The sequence below is a fragment of the Paenibacillus whitsoniae genome (genome assembly GCF_003955665.1).
GTDB lineage: Bacteria > Bacillota > Bacilli > Paenibacillales > NBRC-103111 > Paenibacillus_E > Paenibacillus_E whitsoniae.
In genome coordinates this window covers 81,184-103,993 of the sequence record NZ_RXHU01000014.1, presented here as the reverse complement: position 1 = coordinate 103,993, position 22,810 = coordinate 81,184, and the positions used below count along the sequence as shown (strand labels likewise).

The following is a 22,810-nucleotide window of genomic DNA, read 5'->3' as shown; positions in this document are numbered from 1 at the left end:
ATTGGCGGATAAAAAGCAAACCAAAGTTTGCTTTTTAGGTGTAATTTTTACGATTATTAGAAACAGTTTACTCACTTTACTATCATTTTATTCGTTTAATGCTTTCTTCAGAGCTTTTAAATTGTTCTCCATAATGCCAATATAATCCAGCTTATTCTTCTTATCCTCATCGGTCAAGCCTTCGATTGGATTCAGTACATCTGTTTTCGCACCAATTTCCTTGGCAATGGTTTGCGCGATTTTAGGATCGACCAATGTTTCAAAGAAAATAGTTTTCACTTGATTTTCTTTGGCAAATTTTATCACTTCCGCCATTTTTTCCGGTGACGGTTCTTGTTCTGGAGATAAGCCGGAGATTGGAACTTGTTTTAAACCGTAATCCTTGGCCAAGTAGCCGAACGCCGCGTGCTGTGTTACGAAATCTTTGGATTTTACATTTTTCAGGTCTGATTTAAAAGCCTCGTCCAGTTTTTTCAGCTTAGCAATGTATGCATCTGCATTCTTCTGGTAGTCATCTTTGTGGGCGGGATCAGCTTTTGTTAATCCTGCTTGTATGGCTGCAACTTCTTTCTGAGCGAGCGTCGGATCAAGCCACACATGAGGATCAAGAATCTTGCCACCCTCTTCGTGTTTGTCATGCTCCCCCTCTTCTTCCTCTTCAGGCAAGCCTTCCATAAGATCTAGACCTTTGCTGGCTTCCACAACAACACGCTTATCGTTAGGTGTGCTTTCCAGTGCTTTCTCGGCCCAACCTTCTACGATCCCATTATAAACGAATAGGTTCGCATCCTTAAGCTGCGCCATATCCTTTGCGCTTGGCTCCCAATCATGAGGCTCAGCTCCTGCCGGAATAAGTCCTATCACATCAGCATAATCCCCAGCAACCTGCTTGGTGAATTCATACATCGGATAAAAAGTGGTTACGACTTTTAATTTGGAAGTACTACCTGCAGCAGGATTTGTGCTAGCTGGGGACGCCCCCGTGGAACACCCTGATAATAGGACGGCAGATAAAGCTGTAAATGCGAGCGATTGTGCAACCCATGTTTTTTTCATTTAATTTAATCCTCCTAAAAATATTATAAATTGATGTGAAAGCGGGTACTATTCGGACAAACTAGGCATGCTATTGATAGGGGCAACTTCCCCTTCCAAACTTTTTGAATTTCTTACTTTTCCCAATTTAACTAAAGCCTTCTTTAAGCTAATGCCAGCAATAAGGAAAAACAGCAGCAAAAGAGCAATTGTTCCTCCAGGTGGTGTACTCAGCTGATAGGATGCCGTCAGACCAGAGAATACGCCGAGAAGTCCAATTCCCATAGCAATTAATATGGCTGAATAAAAACTTGAAGCAATGCGAATAGCTAATGCAGCTGGAAGTACAACTAGTGCAGATACGAGTAAAACACCTACAATTGGCATCGCCGCGGAGACAATCATGCCTGTTACTACGCTAAACCCAAGGGATATCCATGAAACCGGCAGTCCGCTTGTTTTAGCGGTATCCTCATCGAATGTGATTTGATAAAGCGGCCGCCGGAAGACAAAGAAAAACGTTCCGCCTATAATTGCAACAGCAAACATAAGGAACAACTCGGTCTGATTAACAGCCACTACTGAACCAAAGAGGTAGGCGGAAAAGCCCTTGTTAATGCTTTGATTGAGATTCATGAGTACCACCGCAGTCGATAAACCACCAACCATGATGATAGCTACTGAGATTTCACTGTATGTCTTATAAGATCTTCTGACGTATTCCACTGCAACCGCACCTAACGTCGCTACAACAAATCCGGTTATGGTAGGATTCATGTGCAAGTAGGCTCCGCCAGCTACGCCCGCAAGAGAAACATGTGAAAGCATGTCAGCCATTAAGGCTTGCCGTCGCAGCATAAGGTATACGCCAAGCACAGAAGCTAGAAGTGCGATTAGCCCACCGGCACAAAATGCCCGCTGCATGAAGTCGTAGTGCAACATTTCCATCCGCCTTCCTCCTTTCGTTCCAACTCAATGATTCGATCGAGGTAGGGTTTTACTTCAGATAAACCGTGTGTAACCATGATTACCGTTCTTCCGTGTTCCTTTACTTGATGATTCATTAGTTCGTAGAAGCCCATACGACTTTCTTGATCCATTCCCGTTGTGGGCTCGTCTAATACTAGCAAGTCCGGTTCTTGAGCAAGAGCTCGTGCAATACAGATACGTTGTTTCTGTCCACCTGATAGCTCCCCAATCTTCCGATCGCGCAATCCCCACATCCCTACTTGCCGTAATGCCTTCTCTGTCTGATCCATATCTTCCTTTTGTAACCTGCGGAACCAAGAACCTCGGGCGGCTCTTCCTGATTTTACAAACTCAAGAATCGTGCTGGGAAATCCGCTGTTAAAAGCAGCGATTTGTTGAGAAACGTAACCAACTCTGAGCTTGTTCCCATCACTATTCTTAGTTGATAGATAAACGTCGCCTTTCCAAGGCTTATATAGGCCCAATAACAGCTTAAGCAGTGTTGACTTTGAAGCTCCGTTAGGTCCTGTCACCGCAACAAACTCGCCTGATTGAATCTCTACGTTGGCATCTTGAATGCAAGGCGTTTCGCCATAGCCGTATTCAACCTCTTTCATTGAGGCAACTAGCATATTCTCAGATCCCTTCATCATTTCACGTATCAAGTAATAATTACGATTAATGAATGTAATTTTTACGCTTAAATGATATGAACAATCATCCAATTATATTCTTATTCGATAAAGAATATATCTTAATGTTTATCGCTTTTCTTAAATCGTAAACATTACATATTTCATCGTAAAATATATCTTGTTTTATTTCTAATGTCAATACTTCAAAAAAAGAGATTAATCCACAACCCTATTTATGGACTGTTGAATTAACCCTTTGATCAAGTATCTATCAACCTAATTTCGGCACTCTTCACAAATGCCATACACTTCAAATCGATGACTGACAATCGTAAAATTGCCAGGAAGCTGCAGCGTTTGTTCCATCGGACAATAATCAAATGTAAGCGTTTTTTCACAGTTGGTACAGATCAAATGATGGTGATGATGATGGACGCAGCTGGCGCGGAATTTCAAACCACCCTCCATAAAATAAAACTGCTCCAAAGCACCCATATCGCTCAATAAGCGTAAATTTCGGTATACAGTATCGAAACTAACACTGGGATAGTCCAGAACCATTTGATCATATACGTATTTAGGCGATAAGTAACCGTCTGATTTGGAGAAAATTTCTGCTAACGTTCGCCTCTGCTCTGTAATCCGCCAGCCATGCCTAACCATAATATCAATCATCTCTTTGACCGTTGTTTTTTCTGACATTTATCATACCCTCTTCGCTTTCATGTATATATGTATAGTGAAGGATATTTTCATGTTAGTCAAGCAAGCAGCGCAATGCCAAATTTGCAAAACAAGGGTGTATTTCGTAGCATCCGGTGATATATCCAAACCTTCAGAGACATTGTAAGAAAAATGCCTCATATCACTTTATACGATCGTTCCATTTTCTCGCCAATCTTGCAGCTAGTCCTGTTTTATACTATAATTCAAACCGTAATAATTACTTATTATTCCCGTGTAAAGGAGTCCTCCTTTTGAGCAAAATTCCAGTAATTGTTATGAGCGGTTTTCTTGGCAGCGGTAAAACAACCTTATTAATTCGCATGCTGCAAGAAACGGCAGACTTCAACCTTGTACCTGCTGTTCTTATGAATGAACTGGGGAAACAAGATGTAGACGGACATCTTCTGCAAGAAGCTTCACCGGATGTGAATCTGGCCAAATTACTCGATGGATGCATCTGTTGCTCTAAGAAGAGCGACATTAGCGATGCCATTAAACAACTGTTGATACGCAAACCAGATGTTATATTTATTGAATTAACGGGTGTCGCCAATCCTGAGGAAATCGTCGATGCTCTCACAGAACCCGTATTACTTCCTTATGTGAAACTACATAAAGTCATCACCGTACTCGACGCTGAGAATGTACTTGACTATAACAGTATCTTCGCCTCGGACCGCGAGCTGGTTCACACACTTCGCAGACAGATGGAAGTTGCGGATGTGCTTATTTTAAACAAAATAGATTTAGTCAGTGACAAACTACTTAAAACTATTGAAAAAACAATCCGAAAATACAATGAACGCTCATTGTTACTGCCAACGACACATAGCAAATTCGATTTAAACTTAATTTTCAGTGATCTTCAGCCAAGGCAATCCCAGCTTGTCAGTTCAACAAGCTTTAACAAAAACATGCACATGCATAAAATAATAAAATCAACGCATGAATCCACGGATTCAACACCAAGTGCATCTTTTTCACGTATACAGAGTATATCCATCCCAATTTCAATCGAACTTTCTATGAGTCAACGCTTTATTGAGCGTTATTTAGCTGACTGGGGTTCTAAGCTTCTTCGCGCTAAAGGTTACTTAATGATTGGACCTCAACGTGAAACATTTCTCATGCAATTTGCTGGTAAACGTATGAACTGGCAACCTACACCCTTCAAGGGAACTCCTTACCTTGTTTTAATTGGTTTAGATTTGAATGTAAGAACTCTCGAAGAAGATTGGGAAAATCGCTTACTCGAGTTGCAGCATATTTAATTTTCAGAAATAATGCAGCCACTGGGGATTCACTTCTTGCGGGCTGTTATTTTTTTTGTATGATCATCCTAAATTAATATGTCCTATATCTCTTTATCCTATCATACGATATAATAGTAATTATTTTGATTAAGGAGTTAACGATGCCGAGTACGATAGATAAGACTACAATGCAAATTATGGCGTTCATTTGCTTTATCTTAATTGTTCTTCTTTTAAAAGATTTTAATTTCTTTTCAAGTTTTGTTACAGCGGAGCATCTACAAACATTCAAAACCATCTTCATCAGCATTCTCTTAGAAGCAATGCCTTTCATTTTACTTGGTGTATTATTGTCTTCATTACTCCAAACATTTGTATCTGAGCAAGCGATTCAGCGATTTATTCCCAAAAACCCCTTACTTGGTATCCTGTTCGCGTGCCTGCTGGGTATTCTGTTTCCAATGTGTGAGTGTGGTATGATTCCTGTCGTTCGAAGACTTATACTTAAAGGCATGCCTGTTTACATTGCAGTCGTTTTTATTATTACAGGTCCTATTATTAACCCTATTGTGTTCGCGGCTACATTTATGGCTTTTCGAAATCATCCAACTATTGCCTATTCTCGAATGGGACTAGCTTTCCTCGTGGCTATTGTTATCGGATTAATTCTTTATCGTTTTATCAAGAGTAATCCGTTACGGATCAGTCGAACCAGTTTTTTGACCGAACAAGAGTTGGATAGCCATCAACATACTGGAGGTATTTCAAGAAAATTAAACACATTTTTCGTCCATGCTTCCAATGAGTTTTTTGATATGGGTAAATATCTGATATTTGGTTCCATGCTTACAGCCATCATTCAGGTTTTTATGCATCGCGAAAGTCTTCTTGCCATTGGCCAAGGCCCTATTAGCTCTCACGTTTTTATGATGGGTTTTGCGTATATCCTTTCCTTATGCTCGACCTCAGACGCTTTCGTGGCGTCGTCATTTCAAACGTCATTTACATCTGGTTCATTGCTTACTTTCCTTGTGTTCGGACCTATGCTTGATTTCAAAAGCACACTTATGCTTCTTTCGGTTTTTAAGACCCGTTTTGTCTTGTTTCTCATACTCTTAATTTCAACCACCGTACTCGCTTGTTCACTGTTTTGGGAGCATTTTTTATCTTAAAATTAGCCTGTAGGAGGTATACCCTTGAATCAAGTTCGAATAACCAGCTTTCATTATTTCCTTCGTACGATCATTCTGCTTGGCTTTTCCGGCTATATTGTGTATCTAACCAAATCCGATGCTCTTCAATACTACATTGCTCCACGAATGATGATTTACGTTAAAACGGCTTCTGTCATCTTGTATATTATCGCGATCTTTCAAGGCTACTTGGCACTTCGTGCATATTGGGGTAAGCCTGTAGCTTGTGAATGTGAGCAGCCCGTTACAAGCTCGCGCACGCGTAATACGCTTGCCTATGGACTCCTCATATTGCCTCTAATGATCGGCTTTTTACTACCTGATACTGCATTAAACAGCACTATGGTCGCTGCTAAGGGAATAAACCTTTCGGCTGGTACTTCCAATTTTGCCAAACCCAAAGAAGCATCCATTACCGATGTATCTAGCACTCGAAGTACAAGTGTAAATGCATCAGATGCGACAGCATCTCCGAGCCCTTCAACGAGTAGCCGCGATGACAATAGCAAAGTTACAGTTGTTCCTAAACCAGCTACTAGCGCTAAAACGCCACCTTCCGATCATCCAACGCCCCAGTCTGAAGTTGCACCTGTTTCTCAACAAGATGCTGACATTGAAAAATTGTTCCAAGCGCCTGACGAATGGAATGAAGATTTTGCGAAGATGGGCGTTATACTCTATAAAAAGGATCGTATTATTGTTCAGCCAGAAATCTACATGGAAATCCTGTCAACCATTGACCTCTTTAAAGACAACTTTATAGGTAAAAAAATTGAGCTTACTGGCTTCGTTTATAGAGAAGATAAGATGACAACAAGCCAATTTGTTGTTGGACGTTTTGCGGTTAGTTGCTGTTCAGCAGATGCTTCACCCTACGGCGTACTGATCGATTTTCCCACGGCGCAAAACTTTCCAAAAGATACATGGGTTAAAGTGACGGGTACGATTCAAAATGGAAACTATAATGGAAACGACATCTTTAAAATAGCAGCCACCCAAATTGAGAAAATTGCTGCCCCTAGTTCTCCTTATGTGTATCCAAATTTCGAACCGCTGAACGTGTTGAAGTAGTTAGAGTGAAATTCCAAAATTTTAAGACTTGTAGAAAAATGACCTGAATTCTTATTTTAATTTGATAACTTCCTATTAACCTTGAAACGGCAGCCGATCGTCATGGCCGGCTGCCGCTGCGTTTCGATTCAGCTATTCGAAGGTTTCGTCTCTTAGATTTTTTCCGCGTTCAGTCCCCTCTTCATGATCTAAAAGCTTGTAGAGGACTGTCATTGAAACCACGAGCACGGCATCCATAAAAAGAATGGAGAGCGTCGGGTAATCACTGATAACCATAACCCCCAGCATAGCCCCCATCATCCCTCCCATGAGTCCGGCTAGCATGCCATCCAAGGAAGCTAACAGGTGCAGGGATTTCCCCGAAATATAACCGACTAGCATCCCGAATGTTACGCCGATCACGGTTGGCAAGAACAGGGTCCCCAAGAGTATTCCTGCTATTGTGCCGATAATTAAACTCGATACCATCGCAATCGTCATCGCCGCCATCATCCCCGTCATGCTGGATAAAGATTTGCTTTTAGATCGCAGATTGAAAATGAGTACGAGGACGACAATTAGCACGAAAATCGCAGATACGATTCCAGTGTTCATTGTCAGCTTCGATATGGCTGCCTGCGTGTCTGAGGCGCCCTCCCCTCCATGCTCATGGGCAGAGACAGTTAATGTTGGCAGCAGCATAACGATCATGGTACATAGCCAGACGATAGTAGCAAGCACCTTCCTCATAGGGCAACTACCTCAAAGCCTTTATTTTCAATGGCTTCTTTCAGTTTGTCTTGGGTAATCGCGGTATTCGAGTTATCGTATTCTATATGAACAGATTTATGAGCCAGGTCCACTTTCCCCATAGCACCGAGCTGCTGCAAGGCACTCTCTATTGTCCTTACACAATGATTACACGACATGCCCTCAACGATCATTGTTATTTTGTGCATAGTCCTCCTCCATTCTAATCCTCTTCGTAGTCGTCTTGACGGTTTATGATGGTCGACCATATCCAGAATAGCGTTACGGTACCGATCAATAATAGAAATAAGAATACAGGAAATAGCTTGCCAATATGTATATCCATATCCGGCATGTTCAAATTGACTCCCCTCCTTGTGTTCTATCCCTCGGTAAGTTCATCTTCTGCAAACGAAGTGCATTCAGGATAACCGTCACTGAACTAAGCGCCATCGCGGCACCTGCCAGGTAGGGCATCAGCATGCCGGCCATGGCGATGGGAATGCCAATCGCATTATAAATCAGAGATCCTGCCAAGTTTTGTTTAATGTTCTTGATTGTCATCTGACTGATCTGGATCGCTTGCGGTATCCGCATAAGATTATCGTGAATGATGGTAATATCAGCGGCTTCCATGGCAATATCTGTGCCGTTGCTCAGGGCCATACTGTAGTTGGCCGTTGCAAGAGCTGGAGCATCATTAATACCATCCCCAACCATAAGTAGTCGTTTATGCGACTTTTTCAATTCTCGGATGACTTGCGCTTTACCATCCGGAAGCACGCCGGCGATGACATGCTGAATTCCAGCTTTCTTAGCAATAACACGTGCGGCCTCCTCCCCATCACCAGTTAACATGATCACTTCTTTTCCCATTGCGTTCAGTGCTCTTACTGCCTGCACGGCAGAGTCTCTTACTTGATCTGTCACTGCCAACAGCCCAGTTAATGTGCCATTTATCGCTGCAAAAATAACGGATTTTCCTGTCTCTTCAAGATCAGAGACGTGCCCTAAGCCTAGTACGACGTCAACCTTGTTCGTCTTCAACCAATGTCCATTTCCGATCATCACGATATTGCCGCCAATCTTCGCTTGAATGCCGCAGCCTGGAACAGTTGTGAAATCTGTCACCTCCAGCAAGGTGATGTCTCTTTCTCGTGCAGCCTCTAGAATCGCAGCAGCGATCGGATGCTCAGACAGCGTTTCCGCAGAGGCAACGATCTGGAGAAATAGAGTCTCTTCTCCAGCAAAGACGATCATATCTGTCAATACCGGTTTCCCCCTTGTAAGGGTACCGGTTTTGTCAAAAACAACCGTATCGGCTTTGTGCAGCCGCTCGAGCTGTTCGCTCCGTTTGAACAAAATTCCAAGCTCCGCAGCTCTTCCTGATCCTGCCATGATGGATGTCGGCGTTGCCAATCCCAGAGCGCAAGGGCAGGCAATAACGAGGACAGAAACGGCAACCTGCATGGCGATGCCAAAATCTTGTGAGGTCAACCAAATATACCAGATGATGAAAGCAGCAAATGCAATGATAATCACAATTCCAACGAAAAATTCAGAAATGACATCCGCCACTCGCTGAATAGGAGGTTTCGTGCTCTGCGCTTTACTGACAAGCTGAATAATTTGATGGAGTGCTGTATCCTCCAATTTCTTATTCACACGATAGGTTACGCTTCCTGTTTTGTTCAGCGTTGCACCAAACAGCAAGTCGCCCTGCGCTTTGTAAACCGCCTTACTCTCCCCTGTCATCATGGATTGATCAACGTAAGTGGAGCCAGACAGCACTTCACCGTCAATCGGAACGCGTTCCCCGGGCTTCAAGCGAATCACATCATCCATGTGAATCGCTTCAATTGGGATTTGAATTTCCACGCCATTGCGCAGAACGGTGGCAGTTTTAACCTGTAAGTTTGCCAGCTTTTCCAGTGCATTCCCTGTTCGTCCTTTGGTCAGCGCTTCGAGCCACTTTCCGAGTTTAATAAATGTAATTAAAAAAGCACTTGTCTCAAAATAAGTCATATTCATATCCCCGGCTCCTGAAGATTGAGACCAGAGAATAGATAAATACACACTATAGATATAAGCAGTTGTGGTGCCTAATATAACAAGGACATCCATATTCGGCGACCGATTGCGCATGGCATAGTAAGCACCTTTATAGAAAGCCATGCCATAGTAAAACTGGATCGGGGTCGCGAGCAGAAATTGAATCCAGGGATTCAATAAAAGGGACGGAACAGGCACGAATGCGGTAAACGTAAAGTGTGCCATCATTGCCCACAAGAGCGGCAAACAGAGAAGAACAGAAAGAAAAACTTCCTTTTTCTGCCTAGCTAGATTTTGGCTTTGCAACTTCCGCAAGGTGCCCCGCTCTTGGATAACTGCCGTGTAGCCTAACGCTTCAACTTTATGAATGATGTCGGTTGTTGTAACTTCCTCAATCGTATAAGAGACATAAGCCGTTTCTAAAGCTAAATTAATACGAACTTGTGTCACACCCGGAAAGCGGGAAAGCACTTTCTCAATCCGATTGGAGCAAGCTGCGCATGTCATGCCTCCAATATCCAAAACAACCTGCTCTTTGACTGTCGTACGCATGAAAGTAAAGATCCTCCGATTTCTTATCTGTGGCAAGAAAAAACGCTAATTGCACTGATCTTGCAGCTTAGCGTTTTTCGTCAAGCACAGATTTGGTTAACCGACTAAACGTTTGAGCCCCGGTATTCTGCGAATGATCAGAGCGTCCAGAATCAGCACAATGAGCAGTGAAATTCCGACTAATGGCATCACGATGCCTAACGCGATCGTAATCAGCGCCACCCATTTGACCATTTTAAAATCCTTCGGGAGAGGTGGAGCAGCCACACGCCCGGCTGGCTTTCTAAGCCACCACATGACTACACCGCTGATAGCAACGAGGATAATACCCAAGCAGACCAGCAAACAAGCGATCTGATTCGTAACGCCGAACAGTTCCCCTTGATGCAACGCGATTCCCAACGTTACGGCTTTGGCCATGAAGCTGAAATCCTGGAACTTTTGATCGGCTAAAATTTTACCACTGTATTGATCGATATGAAGCGTAGCTTGTTTCTTTGGATCTGCGGTCGTGGAATAGATGGTGTAGACGCCCTTCTCGTTCTTGGGCAGCGCAATTTGATAGCCGGGTGCAAGCTCTTTTACCCGATCCAGCTGCATGACTTGCTCAACTGAAATCGCTCCTGCGATACCTGGCGTTGAGTTAGGTATGGGCAGCTGCTCGGCCGCCCAAGGCACGCCGCTTACGACATCCTTCGTCGGAACAGTGGATTGCAGCTTGGTTGGCATAAAGGAGAACATGCCGTCCGGATAGGTTGCAGATTTACCAATATACGTACCCAAGACGCCTGACCAAGGAAGACCAGTCACAATCAGCGCCGCGATAAAGAGAGAAAGCCAGAAAGCCGTTACTGCGTGCATATCGCGCCAGAATGTCCGCTTTCCTTGTTTGATGCGTGGAAGGATAATACCATAAATCGATTTTCTTCCTCGCGGCCACCACAGATAAACACCGGTAATCAGGAGAATCATCGCCCAGCAGGCGGTCAATTCAATGATACGATCACCCGTCGTACCGACCATCAATTTGCCGTGAAAATTCCGAATCAACTGCATGAGCTTTGTATTGGGATCTAACGTACCCAGCACGTTGCCGTTGTAGGGATTAACATAAACAAGAAGCGTCTTCCCTTGATTCGAAACTTCTACTTCCGTCGAGCGGTCTGACGCATAAGAAGGCTTGACTTTGCTAAGTTTCGCCTCAGGGTAAACGGCGTTCATTTTCTGAATCTGCTCTTGAACTGTTAGTTGCTGCCCCCCTTGCTGCACATAGTAATAGTCTTTATACATCACGGACTCGATTTGCGGCTTGAATAAATAGATGCCGCCGGTAATTGCCAGAATAACCAGGAATGGCGCGAAAATCATTCCCGCATAAAAATGCCAGCGCCAGATTGCCGCATAGAGCTGCCTGGTTCTGGTGGGCTGCGCCACCGCGGTTGCCGCCTCAATGCTAATGCTCATAACGATAGGTTCCCCTTTCAATGTCGGATCTGCATGCGATTCAGACTACATTATACTTGCCGCCTTATAATTTGAAATGACTCGATAGTGCTAGGAAGTGATGAACAAATGATGAACGGGGAACCGCGTCCATGCATCGTGCTTAAACAAAATGACTGCCAAACTGCCGGCAGCCATCATGATGTTCTTCTCTTACCCTTTTACAGAGATCGTTGCGTAATACATGTACATACCGCAGTGATAACGGTACTCACCCGGCTTCAAATCCGTTAACGTGACGATGTTATCCCCCTTGGATAGCGGAACGTCGAGATCGAGCTCGCGCGTCACCAAACTTTTGATGCAAGTTAGCTTGGAAGGCTTCTTGAAGTTGATTTTGGCAGGTTTGCCTGCTTGAAGCTCAATATGATCCGGCGAAAAGCCCTCATCCGTGACATAGACGGTTGCGACTTGATAACCGGCCTCCGCTTCAGCGGCTAAGGGATCAAGGTCAGCGGAAGGAGAGCGAAAAATTAGTAAAAGCGTCACAACCAGTACGGCAAGTCCTGTTACAGAGAAAAGTACGATTTTTGTTGTATTCATTTTCATGTCTTAACCTTCTTTCACTCAAACCGTTTACTCTATCATAATCGCGTGCTGCCAAATTAGTCTGACTCGTTCGAGTCATTTTTACGTCAAAGCGATGAAAATAACTCCTTTGAGCCATGTTGCAAGGTGATGAAACACGTTACAATGAGGCACAAATGAGAGGTGAATTGGCAATGAAAAAAGGACACTATCGCGTGCTTGTGGCTGATCAGGAAGAACGGATTCGCCACCTCATCCGAGCGCATCTGGAGAAGGATGCCATCCTTGAAGAAGCGGATACGTGCGAAAAAGCCATTATGTTAGCGCTGGACAAACAGTATGATCTCATCATTATGGATGGTATGCTGCCGGGAATAGGCGGTATTGAAGCCTGCCGGATGATTCGGGATTTCAAATCTACCCCCATGCTTATTGTCAGCGATAAAGCCGGAGAGCGAGATCGGATTGAAGGATTTCAAGCCGGCGCAGACGATTATGTAACCAAGCCGTTCAGTCCCAAGGAATTCGTGCTTCGCATCCGAGCGTTGTTGAAACGAACCTCGCCGGAACGCTTCTGGCAACAAGAGCCTGTCCTTCGCAATCAGTTCTTGAGGCCGCGGCTTGTCATTGAGCATTACGCTAGACGCGTTCTAGTTGCAGGCAAGGAAATGTCTCTGACTTTAAAAGAGTACGAACTTCTGCACTATTTGGCCATGCACATCGGCAAAGTATGCTCCCGCGAGCTGCTGCTGCAAGAAGTCTGGCAACGCGACAGCGAAGCGGACGAACGCATTGTTGATACGCATGTCAAGCGGCTGCGTGAAAAAATGAATTTTTTATCTCCTGGCTGTGATTTAATTAAAACGATTTGGGGATTGGGCTACCGACTCGAGGATCAACCTCTTCAATCGCCCGGTGTCCAGCCCTGCTCATAGACATATCTGGTTAGCTGTACACGGTTTTCCATTCGCAGTTTTTGCATAATATTTTTCAAGTGATTTTTGACCGTATGTTCTGAAATGCATAACCCTTCCGAGATTTCGCGATTGGACTTGCCGCTAGCCACCCATTTCAATATCTCCGTCTCTCTGGCTGTAATCGAAGCATCGGGAGGCGTGGAGGGCCTTTCCTTCGCAGAAAATTCGCGAAGCAGTTGCAGGGCTAGCTCACGAGACATTGGCGCCTCATCCACTGCTACGGCTTTCAGATATTCATGCCAGGAATCTGCGCTGAGATTTTTAAGCAAATATCCTTGGGCGCCCCGCTTAATCGCTTCGAATAAATCCGTAATGTCGTCGGAAATGGTAACCATCACGATTTTAACATAAGGAAACCGCTCTTTAATTTGCTTGGTTGCTTCCAGCCCATTCATGAGCGGCATTTTAATATCCATTAAGATTAAATCCGGCATCCATTCCTCGGTTAATCGAATCGCTTCCAAACCGTTGCGTCCCTCGGCAACGATCTCAAACGACTCGTCGCTGCTAAGTATGGAGCGGATTCCTTCCCTTGCATGCGGATGATCATCCACGATTACGATGCGAAACGATGAGTTCATCCTGCCATTCTCCCTTCGGACTTGTCTTTCTTCTAACACTATTTACTATACGCCATAATAAAAAATTCAAAATGGCTCGATCGGGCTATTCTTCTGCGTATAGCGGCGTCTTCTGTGACCTTTTTATGACGTTTGACCAAGATAGCTCTTTCTAGCCATAGCATCCGACCCCATAAACATTTACGATCAATAAGTATGTCCAAGCTCTCACATAAGGTGAAATTGAGGAGGTGAATCTGATGAAAAAGTGGGGATTTTTCGCCCTGTTTTGTTTTGCGTTTGCTTTAGGTCTCGGGATCTTATGGGAAAGAGCTTCGACCCATCAGTCCGATGTTCAGCAATCGGTGAATGCGAATAAAATGCCGGAAGGGACGTTGGATGCTGGCGCAGCGCAGACGACATTCAAGCAAAACTGCATGTCATGTCACGGCGCAGAGCTCGGCGGCGGTGCCGGGCCGAACTTACAGAAAGTCGGAACGAAGCTGACCGATGAACAGATTTACAAAAAAGTGTTGAGCGGAGGCGGCATGATGCCGGCCTTTAAAGATCGACTGAAGGAAGACGAGGTTGCCAACCTGGCACGTTGGCTCGAAACACACAAATAAACAAGAAGGCCAGCTCGTTCCCAAGGGAACCGGCTGGCCTGTTTTATTGTTGCTGTTAGCGCCTCTGTAGACGCAGCGCATTGGCGACTACCGAGACGGAGCTAAGCGCCATGGCGGCTCCTGCAATCCATGGAGGGAGCACGCCCATAAAGGCTAGCGGAATCGCAAGCACATTGTACACGAGAGCGAATCCTAAATTTTGGCGGATGTTACGCATCGTAGCGCGGCTAAGCCGGAACGCCTCGGCCACGCCGCGCAAATCGCCGTGGAGCAGATTAATGTCAGCGGTTTCTTTCGCCACATCCGTTCCTGTGCCGACGGCGATGCCAATGTCCGCGGCGGCCAGCGCAGGGGCATCGTTGATGCCGTCTCCGACGACCGCCACTCTTTTCCCCTGCTGCTGCAGCTTGTTTACGATATGGACTTTATCCGTTGGCTTCATCTCCGCGTATACGATGCTTACGCCCGTCTGTCCGGCCACAACTTCCGCCGTACGCCGCTGATCACCCGTAAGCATGGCGACGTTCAGCCGCTGCTTCTTCAATTGCCTGACCGCTTGCGGGGAGGTGGGCTTTACCCTGTCCGAGAGTGCGAACAGGCCTGCATAGCGGCCATCAATTGCCGTGTGCAGAACCGACTTCCCTTCCCCCCTCCAACGGTCGTCCAAGCCGGCAGGGGCTTCACATCGAATCTCGTGCTGCTTCATAAATGCACTGGAACCGATAAGGATCTCATGCCCTTCGACAATGGCCCTTACACCAAGGCCCGGCATGGCGTGAAAAGCGTCCGGCTCCCTAACGGAAATCTGCTGTCGAACCGCTTCTCGGACAATCGCACTGGCAAAAGGATGCCGCGATTTCACCTCCGCGGAAGCGGCCAACCGCAGCAGCTTCATCTCTTGACCGGTCGCCGAACGGATTTCCGCAACCGTAGGTGTTCCAAACGTGATCGTGCCTGTTTTGTCTAACAGCACCACGTCAATGCTGGCCATCTGCTCGACAGATTTGCCTTCGCGAAACAAGATTCCGCTCTGCAGCGCTCGGCTGGTGCCGACCAGGATCGAGATCGGTGTCGCGAGACCGAGTGCACATGGACAGGCGATGACTAACACGGCGATCGCTTTGAATAAAGCGCCCTTCGCATCGCCTGGTGTAAAGAAGTACATCCAACTGGCGAATGTGAGCATGGCTAGCAGAATAACAGTTGGCACGAAGAACGCGGTCAACCGATCGGCGTAACGCTGAATATTTGCCTTCGATCCTTGCGCTTCCTCAATGTACCGAACAACCTTGGCAAGCGCCGTATCTCCTTTGGCAGCCGTAACCCGGAACATAAGCGTGCCTTCAACATTTCGGGAACCTCCTGATACATGGTCGTGGACACGCTTGTGAACCGGAACGGCTTCTCCGGTCAAATGCGCCTCATCAACCGATGCATGCCCTTCCAGCACAACGCCGTCCAAGGGAACCAACTCCCCTTCCTGGACCAGCAGCATATCGCCGACGCGAATCTCCTGGAGTTCGACAACCTTTGCAATTTCCCCCTCTAACCTCCGCCCCGTTTCAGGTTCAAGCTTGCGGAGCAGCTGAATGGCCTGCAAGCTCCTGCGTTTGGCGGAAGCTTCGAGCCATTTGCCAAAGAGGACGACAGTAATCATCATGGCGCTCGATTCGAAGTAGATGCCATGGGGATTGGGCATCCCCGTCTTCAGCGCATGCAGCGTCATGTAGTGACTGTACATATAGGCACAGGTTGTGCTAAGGACGACGAGCACGTCCATCGTAGCCGTTTTGTTTTTCAGCGCCTTGAACGCATTGAAGTAGAACGGCCCGCCGATGACGAACTGCACGGGAGTGGCCAGCAGCCATTGAAACCATGGAGCCAGAAACAACTCAGGAATCCAAATTCCTGATGTCCAGGCGTAGTGCCTCACCATCGCCCACATCATCGGAATCGTCAGCAGGATCGATATAAGCAGCCGAATACTGAGACTTCTATCTATTTCATAAGGAGATACATGCTCCTCATAGGTTCTAGCGCCATAACCGAGCAGCTGAATGCGCTCAATGATAGAAGCCTCATCAGCTGCAGCCGCATCCAGCTGAAGTGTTGCCCGCCCTAAAGGTAAGTTCACTGCAATCGATTGGACGCCGGATAGCTTGCCGACGACCTTCTCGATGCGGGCTGAGCAAGCGGAACAGGTCATCCCGTCGATCTGCAGCGTCACTTTTCTGGGAATCGTAGCTATACTCACCAAACACGCCTCCCTTGTCTTGTACAAGTATTTCTTCTCTGCAACTATATGGTGTGTGAGCGTCGAACATGCGTAAACTAGAAAAAAGAGACTTCCATTTCTAGTAGAAGTCTCTTTTAGCCAGGTTACATTTTGCGTCTGCGCAGCAAGTATAAGAAAAAGGGCGCCCCTAACACCCCCGTTACAATCCCAACGGGAATTTCAACAGGCGCCAGCAGCAGACGGGCCGCTGTATCTGACACCGTCATGACAGCCGTCCCAAGCAGCATGCAAGCAGGCAACAGCCAGCGATAATCGTGTCCGACGAGCAGCCGGGCAGCGTGAGGCACGAGCATGCCGACAAAACCTAACAAGCCGGCGACACTCACTGTGCTCGCGGCGAGCAGCACGGCGATGGCCGTCATATAGAGTTTAAACGGCTCGACGCGAATGCCCAGCGCCTTAGCCTGCGCGTCGCCGAGCATGAGAATATTCATGCCGCGACTGCTCAGACACGCCAACAGTATGCCTACCAAGGTGTAAGGCAACAGCAGTTCAACATGGGGCCAGCTTCTCGCCGATAGCCCGCCGGCGAGAAACATTAACGCGCCGCCTACCCGATCGCTGTAGAAGGTTAATAAGGCCGAAATACCCGAATTAAGCATCGCCGATACGGCGACACCGGCGAGAATAATGCGCAGCGGATTCGTGCCACCTTGCCAGGCCAGCAAGTAAATGAGCACGGCCGCGCCAAGCCCTCCTGCAAACGCGATCGGCGTTAGCAAGTAAGCATGCAGCGGAAATAGGATCAGTACGCCGATCCCAAATAGTCCAGCGCCGGAAGAGACGCCGATAATGTGCGGATCCGCCATGGAATTGCGCATGACGCCTTGCAGCAGCGCGCCTGAGATCGAGAGACTGACGCCTACAAGCACGGCAACAATCGTCCGAGGCAAGCGGATGTTCCAGATGATTTCATAATGCTCCGTTGCGACGCCCGACAGAATACGGGCAATCTCGCCTGGACTGACCCGTACAGCCCCGCTGGCGAGGCTCCACAGAGTGCCTGCGGCAGCCAGCGCAGCCAGAATGAGAAGAATTACCGCTTTCGTTGGACTTGTTCTTCCCTCGCTCATTACTTAAATGCGTCTGGATAGGCCAATTTAGCCAAATAGGATAGCGATTCGTCGAATTGTAAGCCTGGATTCGTCACAAAGAGTTGAGAAGGCAAGAAGTAAATTTTATTTTCTTTCACGGCGCGAAGCGAACCCCAGGCCGGGTTGCTGGCGATGTCGGTTTTCAATTTCTCTTTGCCATACGCTTCCGTTCCATGAACGATAAAGAATAAGTAATCCGGATCCAGCTGGGCCAGCTTCTCCAGACTGAAAGGCGCGGAGCTGGGCATCATTCCGGCCTCCATCAAGTCTGCAACGTTTTTCAGCTTCAATCGATTGGCGGCATCGATGGAAATCGCTCCGTTCTTCTGTACGCTAATGCCCATTGGCATGATGGTAATCATGGCATATTTCGGATTTTGAGCGGGAAGCTTATCGGTGATCGCTTTGATTTTCGCATCCGTCTGAGCGATCGCACCCTGGGATGTCGAGGCCGTACCCGCCAGTTTGCCGAATAGCTCGGCCGCTTTTTTAATATCGTCATAGCTGTTGATGTCAATGAGGGCCAGCGGCACTTTGGATGCGGCCAGGGTGTCCTTCAATGAAGCATGAAACATCGATTGGCCGATCACGAGATCTGGGTTCAGATTCATGATTTGCTCCATGCTGACCTGGTTAATCTGTCCGACCTGAACCGCATCCTTGGCTTGTTCCGGCACCGGAATCCCTGGCGCAGTTGCCAGTCCGACCGCTTTGCCCCCCACTTGATAGAAGAGTTCTTGCACTTCCGTATTCAGGAGAACGACACGCTGCGGTTTCTGGGTCAGAACGATTTCCTGACCTTTGCTGTCCTTGAAGCGGATTTCCGAAGCCGTTGTCGGCGTGGGGCTTACAGCAGGAGAAGCAGCAGTAGCAGCAGTACTTGAACTTGAAGGCGCTTGACTAGCGTCATGATGCCCGGTGCTTGATGAGGAACAACCGAGTAGCGACAGGGACATCACCAAACAGGCGGCCCCAATGAGATACCAATTTTTCAACATAAGTCCTCCATTAAACAGGATATAAACAACTCCTCTATCTTAGTCTGCTTGACCCGATTTAAGCCTGACTCGAAAGTGTCATTTTCTACCTTCTTAAGTGAAAAAAATGTGAACGATGTTCCCCTGTTATGCCGCTGCCTTACTTATCTCTACACGTGTTCGCTCAAGCTCCCTCACAACACTCAAGTGCCAGCCCATATCCGCGGCCCGTTCACGCATCATTTTGAGACCGTAGCGCTCCTGGTAAGCAAAAGGGTCCGTCTGCATACCTCTGCCATCGTCTTCAATCGAACAGGACCAAGTGCCATCGTGACTTTCTTTACTTTGCACCCAGACATGGCTGGCTTGCGCGTGTTTGCGCACATTTAAAAGTGCTTCGCGAATGGAAGCATAAAGCTCAATTTTTTCCTTTGTCGAGAGCCGTTCTTCGGAGATGCCCCACTTCCATTCCACATCCAGACCGGTCTCTGAAATGAAATCCGTCACCATACTTGACAGGTACTGTGTCCACGGCGGCGCGTCCGGATCAATTGGGTAGCGCAGGTTGGAAATGGCTTGTCTCACATACTCATTGACCTGATAGACGGTATTTCTTAAACTGACTGTGGGCTGTTTATACTCGGAATTCAGAGGAAGCTTCCCTTCCAGCTGATCCATTTTTATTGACAATAAAAACAGGGACTGCGCAATGCCGTCATGGAGTTCTCTGGCAATTCGTTCTCTTTCCTTCATGGCGGCTTGTCTGGACCTTTCAAGATTCAGTTCTTCTTGTGTTTTCTCGATGAGCGAGAATAGCTTTAGTAGAAATGTGATAGAAACAGCAAGTTCAATCAGCGGCGCAAGCCAATTTCCGACTTCCATGGACATATAGTCGAGAAATAGATGATGCCGCGAATACTCCCATAAGGCCAGTGTAACGGTTGGAATTGTAAGAATTAACCACTTCATTTGCTTATAAGTCATGGTTATGCGCATCCTTTCCTATTTTAGCTAATCACTAACGTCCCATTCACTCTTTACTATACGCAAGATTCGTCTTTTCAACATGGCTCGAAGGAGCTATTCCTTGTGAATACCTGTCCGATATAGCTCTTTGTAGTCATGCCATCGCTTTCGAGAACCATTATAATAGCAAGAATGAACATTGAAAGGATGTGTCGAGTACATTGAAACGCTGGATTGTCGGAGCTTCTCTCTCTCTCCTCTTCCTGCTGACAGCTTGTCAAAACTCCGATATGAGCGACATGGACATGGGAGATATGCAGCATGGCAGCATGAAAATGATTGACGTTGAACTCAAAGTCTCACCTGAAGCGCCGAAGGAGAATGAACAAGTCACTTTGCAGGCAACCGTTACGCAAGAAGGTGTTCCTGTCAAAAAAGTCAGCGAGCTCACCTTTGAAATCTGGAATGAGAGTCTCTCCACACCGCACGAGAAAGTGAAAGCCGTGAAAAAGGAAGACGGGGTCTATACGATAGACAAAAAATTTGCCGCCGCCGGTACTTATCATGTCATTACACATACGACTGCCTCAGGCATACATACGATGCCGGCTTACGAGTTTAAGGTTACGTCAGCCCATTAAGGAGAGAATGTCAATGAAGATGCATATGGCTTACCGCAAGTTTTGGCTGATCCCAGGTGCAATTCTCATCCTTGCCGTTATAGGCTGTTGCATCACAATAGGAATCTGGCAAAGCGGCCCCAAACTTCCTAAGCTGCGAACTGCCCCGACGTTCAGTCTTCCGAATATTCAAGGAAGTCCTGTGGGGCTCAGTGATTCGGCGGGCAAAGTGCGGCTGATTGAGTTCTTTTTTGCCAATTGTCCGGATATTTGCCCGGCTACGACGATGAACATGGTTACGATGCAAAATCACCTTAGCGAAAGCGGCATATTTGGCAATCAGGTGGAGTTTCTAAGTATTACCTTCGATCCCGAGCGTGATACGCCAGAAGCGTTGACAGCCTACGCGAAGCAGATTGGCATTAACCAGGGCCCAGGATGGCAGCTTCTTCGGGGAACGGAGCAAGAAACGCAGCAAATTGCCAACAATTTCGGCATTATGGTTGTAAAACAAAAGGATGGGCAATTTGCGCATTCGATCAAATCGTTGTTTTTAATCGATGGAGAAGGTGTGATCCGACAAGTATTTGATATGGGGACAACGATGGATACCACTGAAATCGAGAAATCCATTAAGAAGTTAGTGAAATCGTTATAAACATGGATGTCATTCAAATCGATGGACAGGAGCCCTCCTGCTATGCATGTATCACAAAGGATAGTCAAAATCCTCCTTTTCATGATGATGCTTTTTGTAGTCTGTGCGAAGCCTGGATACGCGCACTCGACGCTGGTTGATGCCAGCCCCCCTGCGAACAGTTCTTTAACGGAATCTCCAGACCACATCCGGTTGTTATTTAACGAGCGTCTGGAGAAAGAACTTTTTGAAATTAAAGTGCTGGACAAAAATGGACGGCCAACAACGAAACAGGCTGCGGAAATGAGCTTGGATCAGAAAGAGATTTCACTGCAACTGCCAACGCTGAGTGAGGGCATCTACACGGTCAGCTACAAAATTATTTCGGCCGATGGGCATCCGGTGAAAGGCTCGTATGTGTTCATGATGGGTTCGGCTGGATCCGTATCGCCAGACGGACAAGCAGGTCTTGAGATTGGCGGCGGCCTTTCACTTCATCTGTCCTTGCTTCAAGCTGCGATGTACGGGGCTCGATTTCTCTTTTATGTCAGTTTTCTAACCGTAATTGGCTGGATGTTCTGGCGTTTGATTACGCCCCCTGCTCCCTCCGACGTTCTGATTCGCATGCAGAAACGCTGGGATTTCTACTTGCAGCTCCTGTTTGCGGCAGCATTTCTTTTGTTGATGGCCGCTCAGTTGCCTGAACTTTTGATTTCTCCAGACCTTCAAAGCTTCCGGGAACTGCTCACAGGAACGCGAATCGGGCATTCGTGGCTGTTCACACTCGGACTCATCGCAGTTGGCTTCTTCGTAAATGGACGCAGCAAGGTCCTTACTTGGGGCTGGGTATTGCTTCTTCCGGCAGCTAAAGTATTAAATGGACATGCGATGTCCTTTGAACCTGTCACGCAGTTGGCGCAGCTTAATTACTTGCATCTGCTGTTTGCCTCGATCTGGACAGGAGGAATTGTATTTGTCCTGCTGCATTGGCGTAAACATCAGGAAACCGTGCAGCATTTTCTGCCTCGATTCTCTTCGCTGGCGCTGCTGAGCATCGTCGTTCTGACGCTTTCCGGTGTATGTTTTGCACTCGGTATTTTGCCGAAATGGACGTATGTGCTCTATACCCAGTGGGGCAAACTCCTCCTTGTGAAAAGCGTACTTGTAATCGTCGTCTGTGCCATTGGCGGTATACTTCGCTACAGGATGAAAAAGAAGGCGGCTCAAGCGCTCTGGACATTCATTAAAATCGATGCGGCCTTGATACTGTTGATCGTTCTCATCGTTGGGATTTTTACCTATCTGAATCCGCTGCCGATGAATAGTCCGCTTGTCTGGCAGGAGAAAAGCGAGAAAGGCGACTTCCGAATGCAAGTTTCACCCCACTCGCCTGGCGTCAACACGATTACGATAACAGCTCATGGCCCCGTTGATGCACCAGTTCCTAAAGATGTTCGTCTCTTCATTCAAAATGTGGATGATTCAAGCGTCGCCCCCATTGAGGTGCCTCTGGAACGAGCTTCGAGCGACCCCTCGCAGTTCTCGGTTAAAGGTCCTTTCCTTCCTTTTGCGGGAAAATGGAACTTTGAGCTGCGGGTCATGGATCGGAATGATGACGAGACGGTTTATGACAAGGCGTCTCTCGTTTATTAAAAGGCACCCTTCCGGGTGTCTTTTCTGTGCAGGGAAAGTCAGAAATAGCTCTAGTTAGCCATTGAACTTACAAGAAAAATGGACTATCATTATCGTCGCCATTAAAACTACATATCGTAGTGTTTGTTACTCGATTTTGATTTGTGATCAGGAGGATT

22 protein-coding genes are annotated in these 22,810 nt (G+C 46.8%); 8 read left to right on the top strand and 14 right to left on the bottom strand.

Features of this window, described 5'->3' with window-relative positions:
- Window positions 1–87 precede the first annotated feature (87 nt).
- The 4 genes from EJQ19_RS04570 to EJQ19_RS04555 all read right to left on the bottom strand — a co-directional run bounded on the left by EJQ19_RS04570 (window position 88) and on the right by EJQ19_RS04555 (window position 3,341).
- The gene (locus EJQ19_RS04570; protein WP_126140010.1) at window positions 88–1,056 is read right to left on the bottom strand and encodes a metal ABC transporter substrate-binding protein; all 969 of its coding nucleotides are present in this window, start codon (window positions 1,054–1,056) and stop codon (window positions 88–90) included.
- Window positions 1,057–1,104: 48 nt separating this feature from the next.
- A complete protein-coding gene (locus EJQ19_RS04565; RefSeq protein ID WP_126140009.1) occupies window positions 1,105–1,983 on the bottom strand; it encodes a metal ABC transporter permease in 879 nt (292 codons plus the stop codon).
- On the bottom strand, window positions 1,929–2,636 hold the full coding sequence (locus tag EJQ19_RS04560) for a metal ABC transporter ATP-binding protein (protein ID WP_126140050.1): 708 nt from the start codon (window positions 2,634–2,636) through the stop codon (window positions 1,929–1,931). The genes EJQ19_RS04565 and EJQ19_RS04560 overlap by 55 nt, the downstream gene beginning before the upstream one ends.
- Before the next feature lie 279 nt (window positions 2,637–2,915).
- On the bottom strand, window positions 2,916–3,341 hold the full coding sequence (locus tag EJQ19_RS04555) for a Fur family transcriptional regulator (RefSeq protein ID WP_126140008.1): 426 nt from the start codon (window positions 3,339–3,341) through the stop codon (window positions 2,916–2,918).
- Between the two features lie 275 nt (window positions 3,342–3,616).
- Between EJQ19_RS04555 and EJQ19_RS04550 the strand changes: the two genes are divergently transcribed.
- The 3 genes from EJQ19_RS04550 to EJQ19_RS04540 all read left to right on the top strand — a co-directional run bounded on the left by EJQ19_RS04550 (window position 3,617) and on the right by EJQ19_RS04540 (window position 6,882).
- Window positions 3,617–4,636: a CobW family GTP-binding protein gene (locus EJQ19_RS04550; protein ID WP_241242730.1), complete on the top strand. Its 1,020-nt coding sequence runs from the start codon at window positions 3,617–3,619 to the stop codon at window positions 4,634–4,636.
- Between the two features lie 143 nt (window positions 4,637–4,779).
- Window positions 4,780–5,790, top strand: coding sequence for a permease (locus EJQ19_RS04545; RefSeq protein WP_241242729.1), 1,011 nt, complete (start codon window positions 4,780–4,782; stop codon window positions 5,788–5,790).
- Between the two features lie 24 nt (window positions 5,791–5,814).
- Complete coding sequence (locus EJQ19_RS04540) at window positions 5,815–6,882, top strand: TIGR03943 family putative permease subunit (protein ID WP_164716316.1); 1,068 nt, start codon at window positions 5,815–5,817, stop codon at window positions 6,880–6,882.
- A 132-nt stretch (window positions 6,883–7,014) separates the two neighbouring features.
- On the opposite strand, the gene EJQ19_RS04535 is transcribed toward EJQ19_RS04540, so the two are convergent.
- The 5 genes from EJQ19_RS04535 to EJQ19_RS04515 all read right to left on the bottom strand — a co-directional run bounded on the left by EJQ19_RS04535 (window position 7,015) and on the right by EJQ19_RS04515 (window position 12,267).
- On the bottom strand, window positions 7,015–7,611 hold the full coding sequence (locus EJQ19_RS04535; RefSeq protein WP_126140006.1) for a hypothetical protein: 597 nt from the start codon (window positions 7,609–7,611) through the stop codon (window positions 7,015–7,017).
- Window positions 7,608–7,820, bottom strand: a complete 213-nt coding sequence (locus EJQ19_RS04530) for a cation transporter (RefSeq protein WP_126140005.1) — start codon at window positions 7,818–7,820, stop codon at window positions 7,608–7,610. The genes EJQ19_RS04535 and EJQ19_RS04530 overlap by 4 nt, the downstream gene beginning before the upstream one ends.
- A 148-nt stretch (window positions 7,821–7,968) precedes the next feature.
- Entirely contained in the window at window positions 7,969–10,215 is a 2,247-nt protein-coding gene (locus EJQ19_RS04525; protein WP_126140004.1) for a heavy metal translocating P-type ATPase, read from the bottom strand.
- A gap of 96 nt (window positions 10,216–10,311) precedes the next feature.
- On the bottom strand, window positions 10,312–11,679 hold the full coding sequence (locus tag EJQ19_RS04520) for a PepSY-associated TM helix domain-containing protein (protein ID WP_126140003.1): 1,368 nt from the start codon (window positions 11,677–11,679) through the stop codon (window positions 10,312–10,314).
- A 192-nt stretch (window positions 11,680–11,871) separates the two neighbouring features.
- Window positions 11,872–12,267, bottom strand: coding sequence for a cupredoxin domain-containing protein (locus EJQ19_RS04515; RefSeq protein ID WP_126140002.1), 396 nt, complete (start codon window positions 12,265–12,267; stop codon window positions 11,872–11,874).
- Between the two features lie 173 nt (window positions 12,268–12,440).
- On the opposite strand from EJQ19_RS04515, the gene EJQ19_RS04510 reads away from it, so the two are divergent.
- Complete coding sequence (locus EJQ19_RS04510) at window positions 12,441–13,181, top strand: response regulator transcription factor (RefSeq protein ID WP_126140001.1); 741 nt, start codon at window positions 12,441–12,443, stop codon at window positions 13,179–13,181.
- Here the strand turns inward: EJQ19_RS04510 and EJQ19_RS04505 are convergent.
- On the bottom strand, window positions 13,151–13,804 hold the full coding sequence (locus tag EJQ19_RS04505; RefSeq protein WP_126140000.1) for a response regulator: 654 nt from the start codon (window positions 13,802–13,804) through the stop codon (window positions 13,151–13,153). The genes EJQ19_RS04510 and EJQ19_RS04505 overlap by 31 nt on opposite strands.
- 239 nt (window positions 13,805–14,043) lie before the next feature.
- Between EJQ19_RS04505 and EJQ19_RS04500 the strand changes: the two genes are divergently transcribed.
- Window positions 14,044–14,409, top strand: a complete 366-nt coding sequence (locus EJQ19_RS04500; RefSeq protein ID WP_126139999.1) for a c-type cytochrome — start codon at window positions 14,044–14,046, stop codon at window positions 14,407–14,409.
- Window positions 14,410–14,464: 55 nt separating this feature from the next.
- On the opposite strand, the gene EJQ19_RS04495 is transcribed toward EJQ19_RS04500, so the two are convergent.
- From EJQ19_RS04495 to EJQ19_RS04480, 4 genes are all read right to left on the bottom strand, one after another.
- Window positions 14,465–16,663, bottom strand: a complete 2,199-nt coding sequence (locus EJQ19_RS04495) for a heavy metal translocating P-type ATPase (RefSeq protein WP_126139998.1) — start codon at window positions 16,661–16,663, stop codon at window positions 14,465–14,467.
- A gap of 125 nt (window positions 16,664–16,788) precedes the next feature.
- On the bottom strand, window positions 16,789–17,778 hold the full coding sequence (locus EJQ19_RS04490) for a FecCD family ABC transporter permease (protein ID WP_126139997.1): 990 nt from the start codon (window positions 17,776–17,778) through the stop codon (window positions 16,789–16,791).
- A complete protein-coding gene (locus EJQ19_RS04485; protein ID WP_126139996.1) occupies window positions 17,778–18,797 on the bottom strand; it encodes an ABC transporter substrate-binding protein in 1,020 nt (339 codons plus the stop codon). The genes EJQ19_RS04490 and EJQ19_RS04485 overlap by 1 nt, the downstream gene beginning before the upstream one ends.
- 126 nt (window positions 18,798–18,923) lie before the next feature.
- Window positions 18,924–19,760 carry a sensor histidine kinase gene (locus EJQ19_RS04480; RefSeq protein ID WP_126139995.1) on the bottom strand — a complete coding sequence of 279 codons (837 nt, stop codon included), beginning with the start codon at window positions 19,758–19,760 and terminating at the stop codon, window positions 18,924–18,926.
- A 203-nt stretch (window positions 19,761–19,963) separates the two neighbouring features.
- On the opposite strand from EJQ19_RS04480, the gene EJQ19_RS04475 reads away from it, so the two are divergent.
- From EJQ19_RS04475 to EJQ19_RS04465, 3 genes are read left to right on the top strand one after another with little or no spacing between them, the layout of a single operon-like run.
- Window positions 19,964–20,383 (top strand): FixH family protein, encoded by a 420-nt coding sequence (locus EJQ19_RS04475; protein ID WP_126139994.1) that lies wholly within the window; start codon window positions 19,964–19,966, stop codon window positions 20,381–20,383.
- A gap of 13 nt (window positions 20,384–20,396) precedes the next feature.
- Entirely contained in the window at window positions 20,397–21,020 is a 624-nt protein-coding gene (locus EJQ19_RS04470; protein ID WP_164716315.1) for an SCO family protein, read from the top strand.
- 42 nt (window positions 21,021–21,062) lie between these two features.
- Window positions 21,063–22,652: a copper resistance CopC/CopD family protein gene (locus EJQ19_RS04465; protein WP_164716314.1), complete on the top strand. Its 1,590-nt coding sequence runs from the start codon at window positions 21,063–21,065 to the stop codon at window positions 22,650–22,652.
- Window positions 22,653–22,810 lie beyond the last annotated feature (158 nt).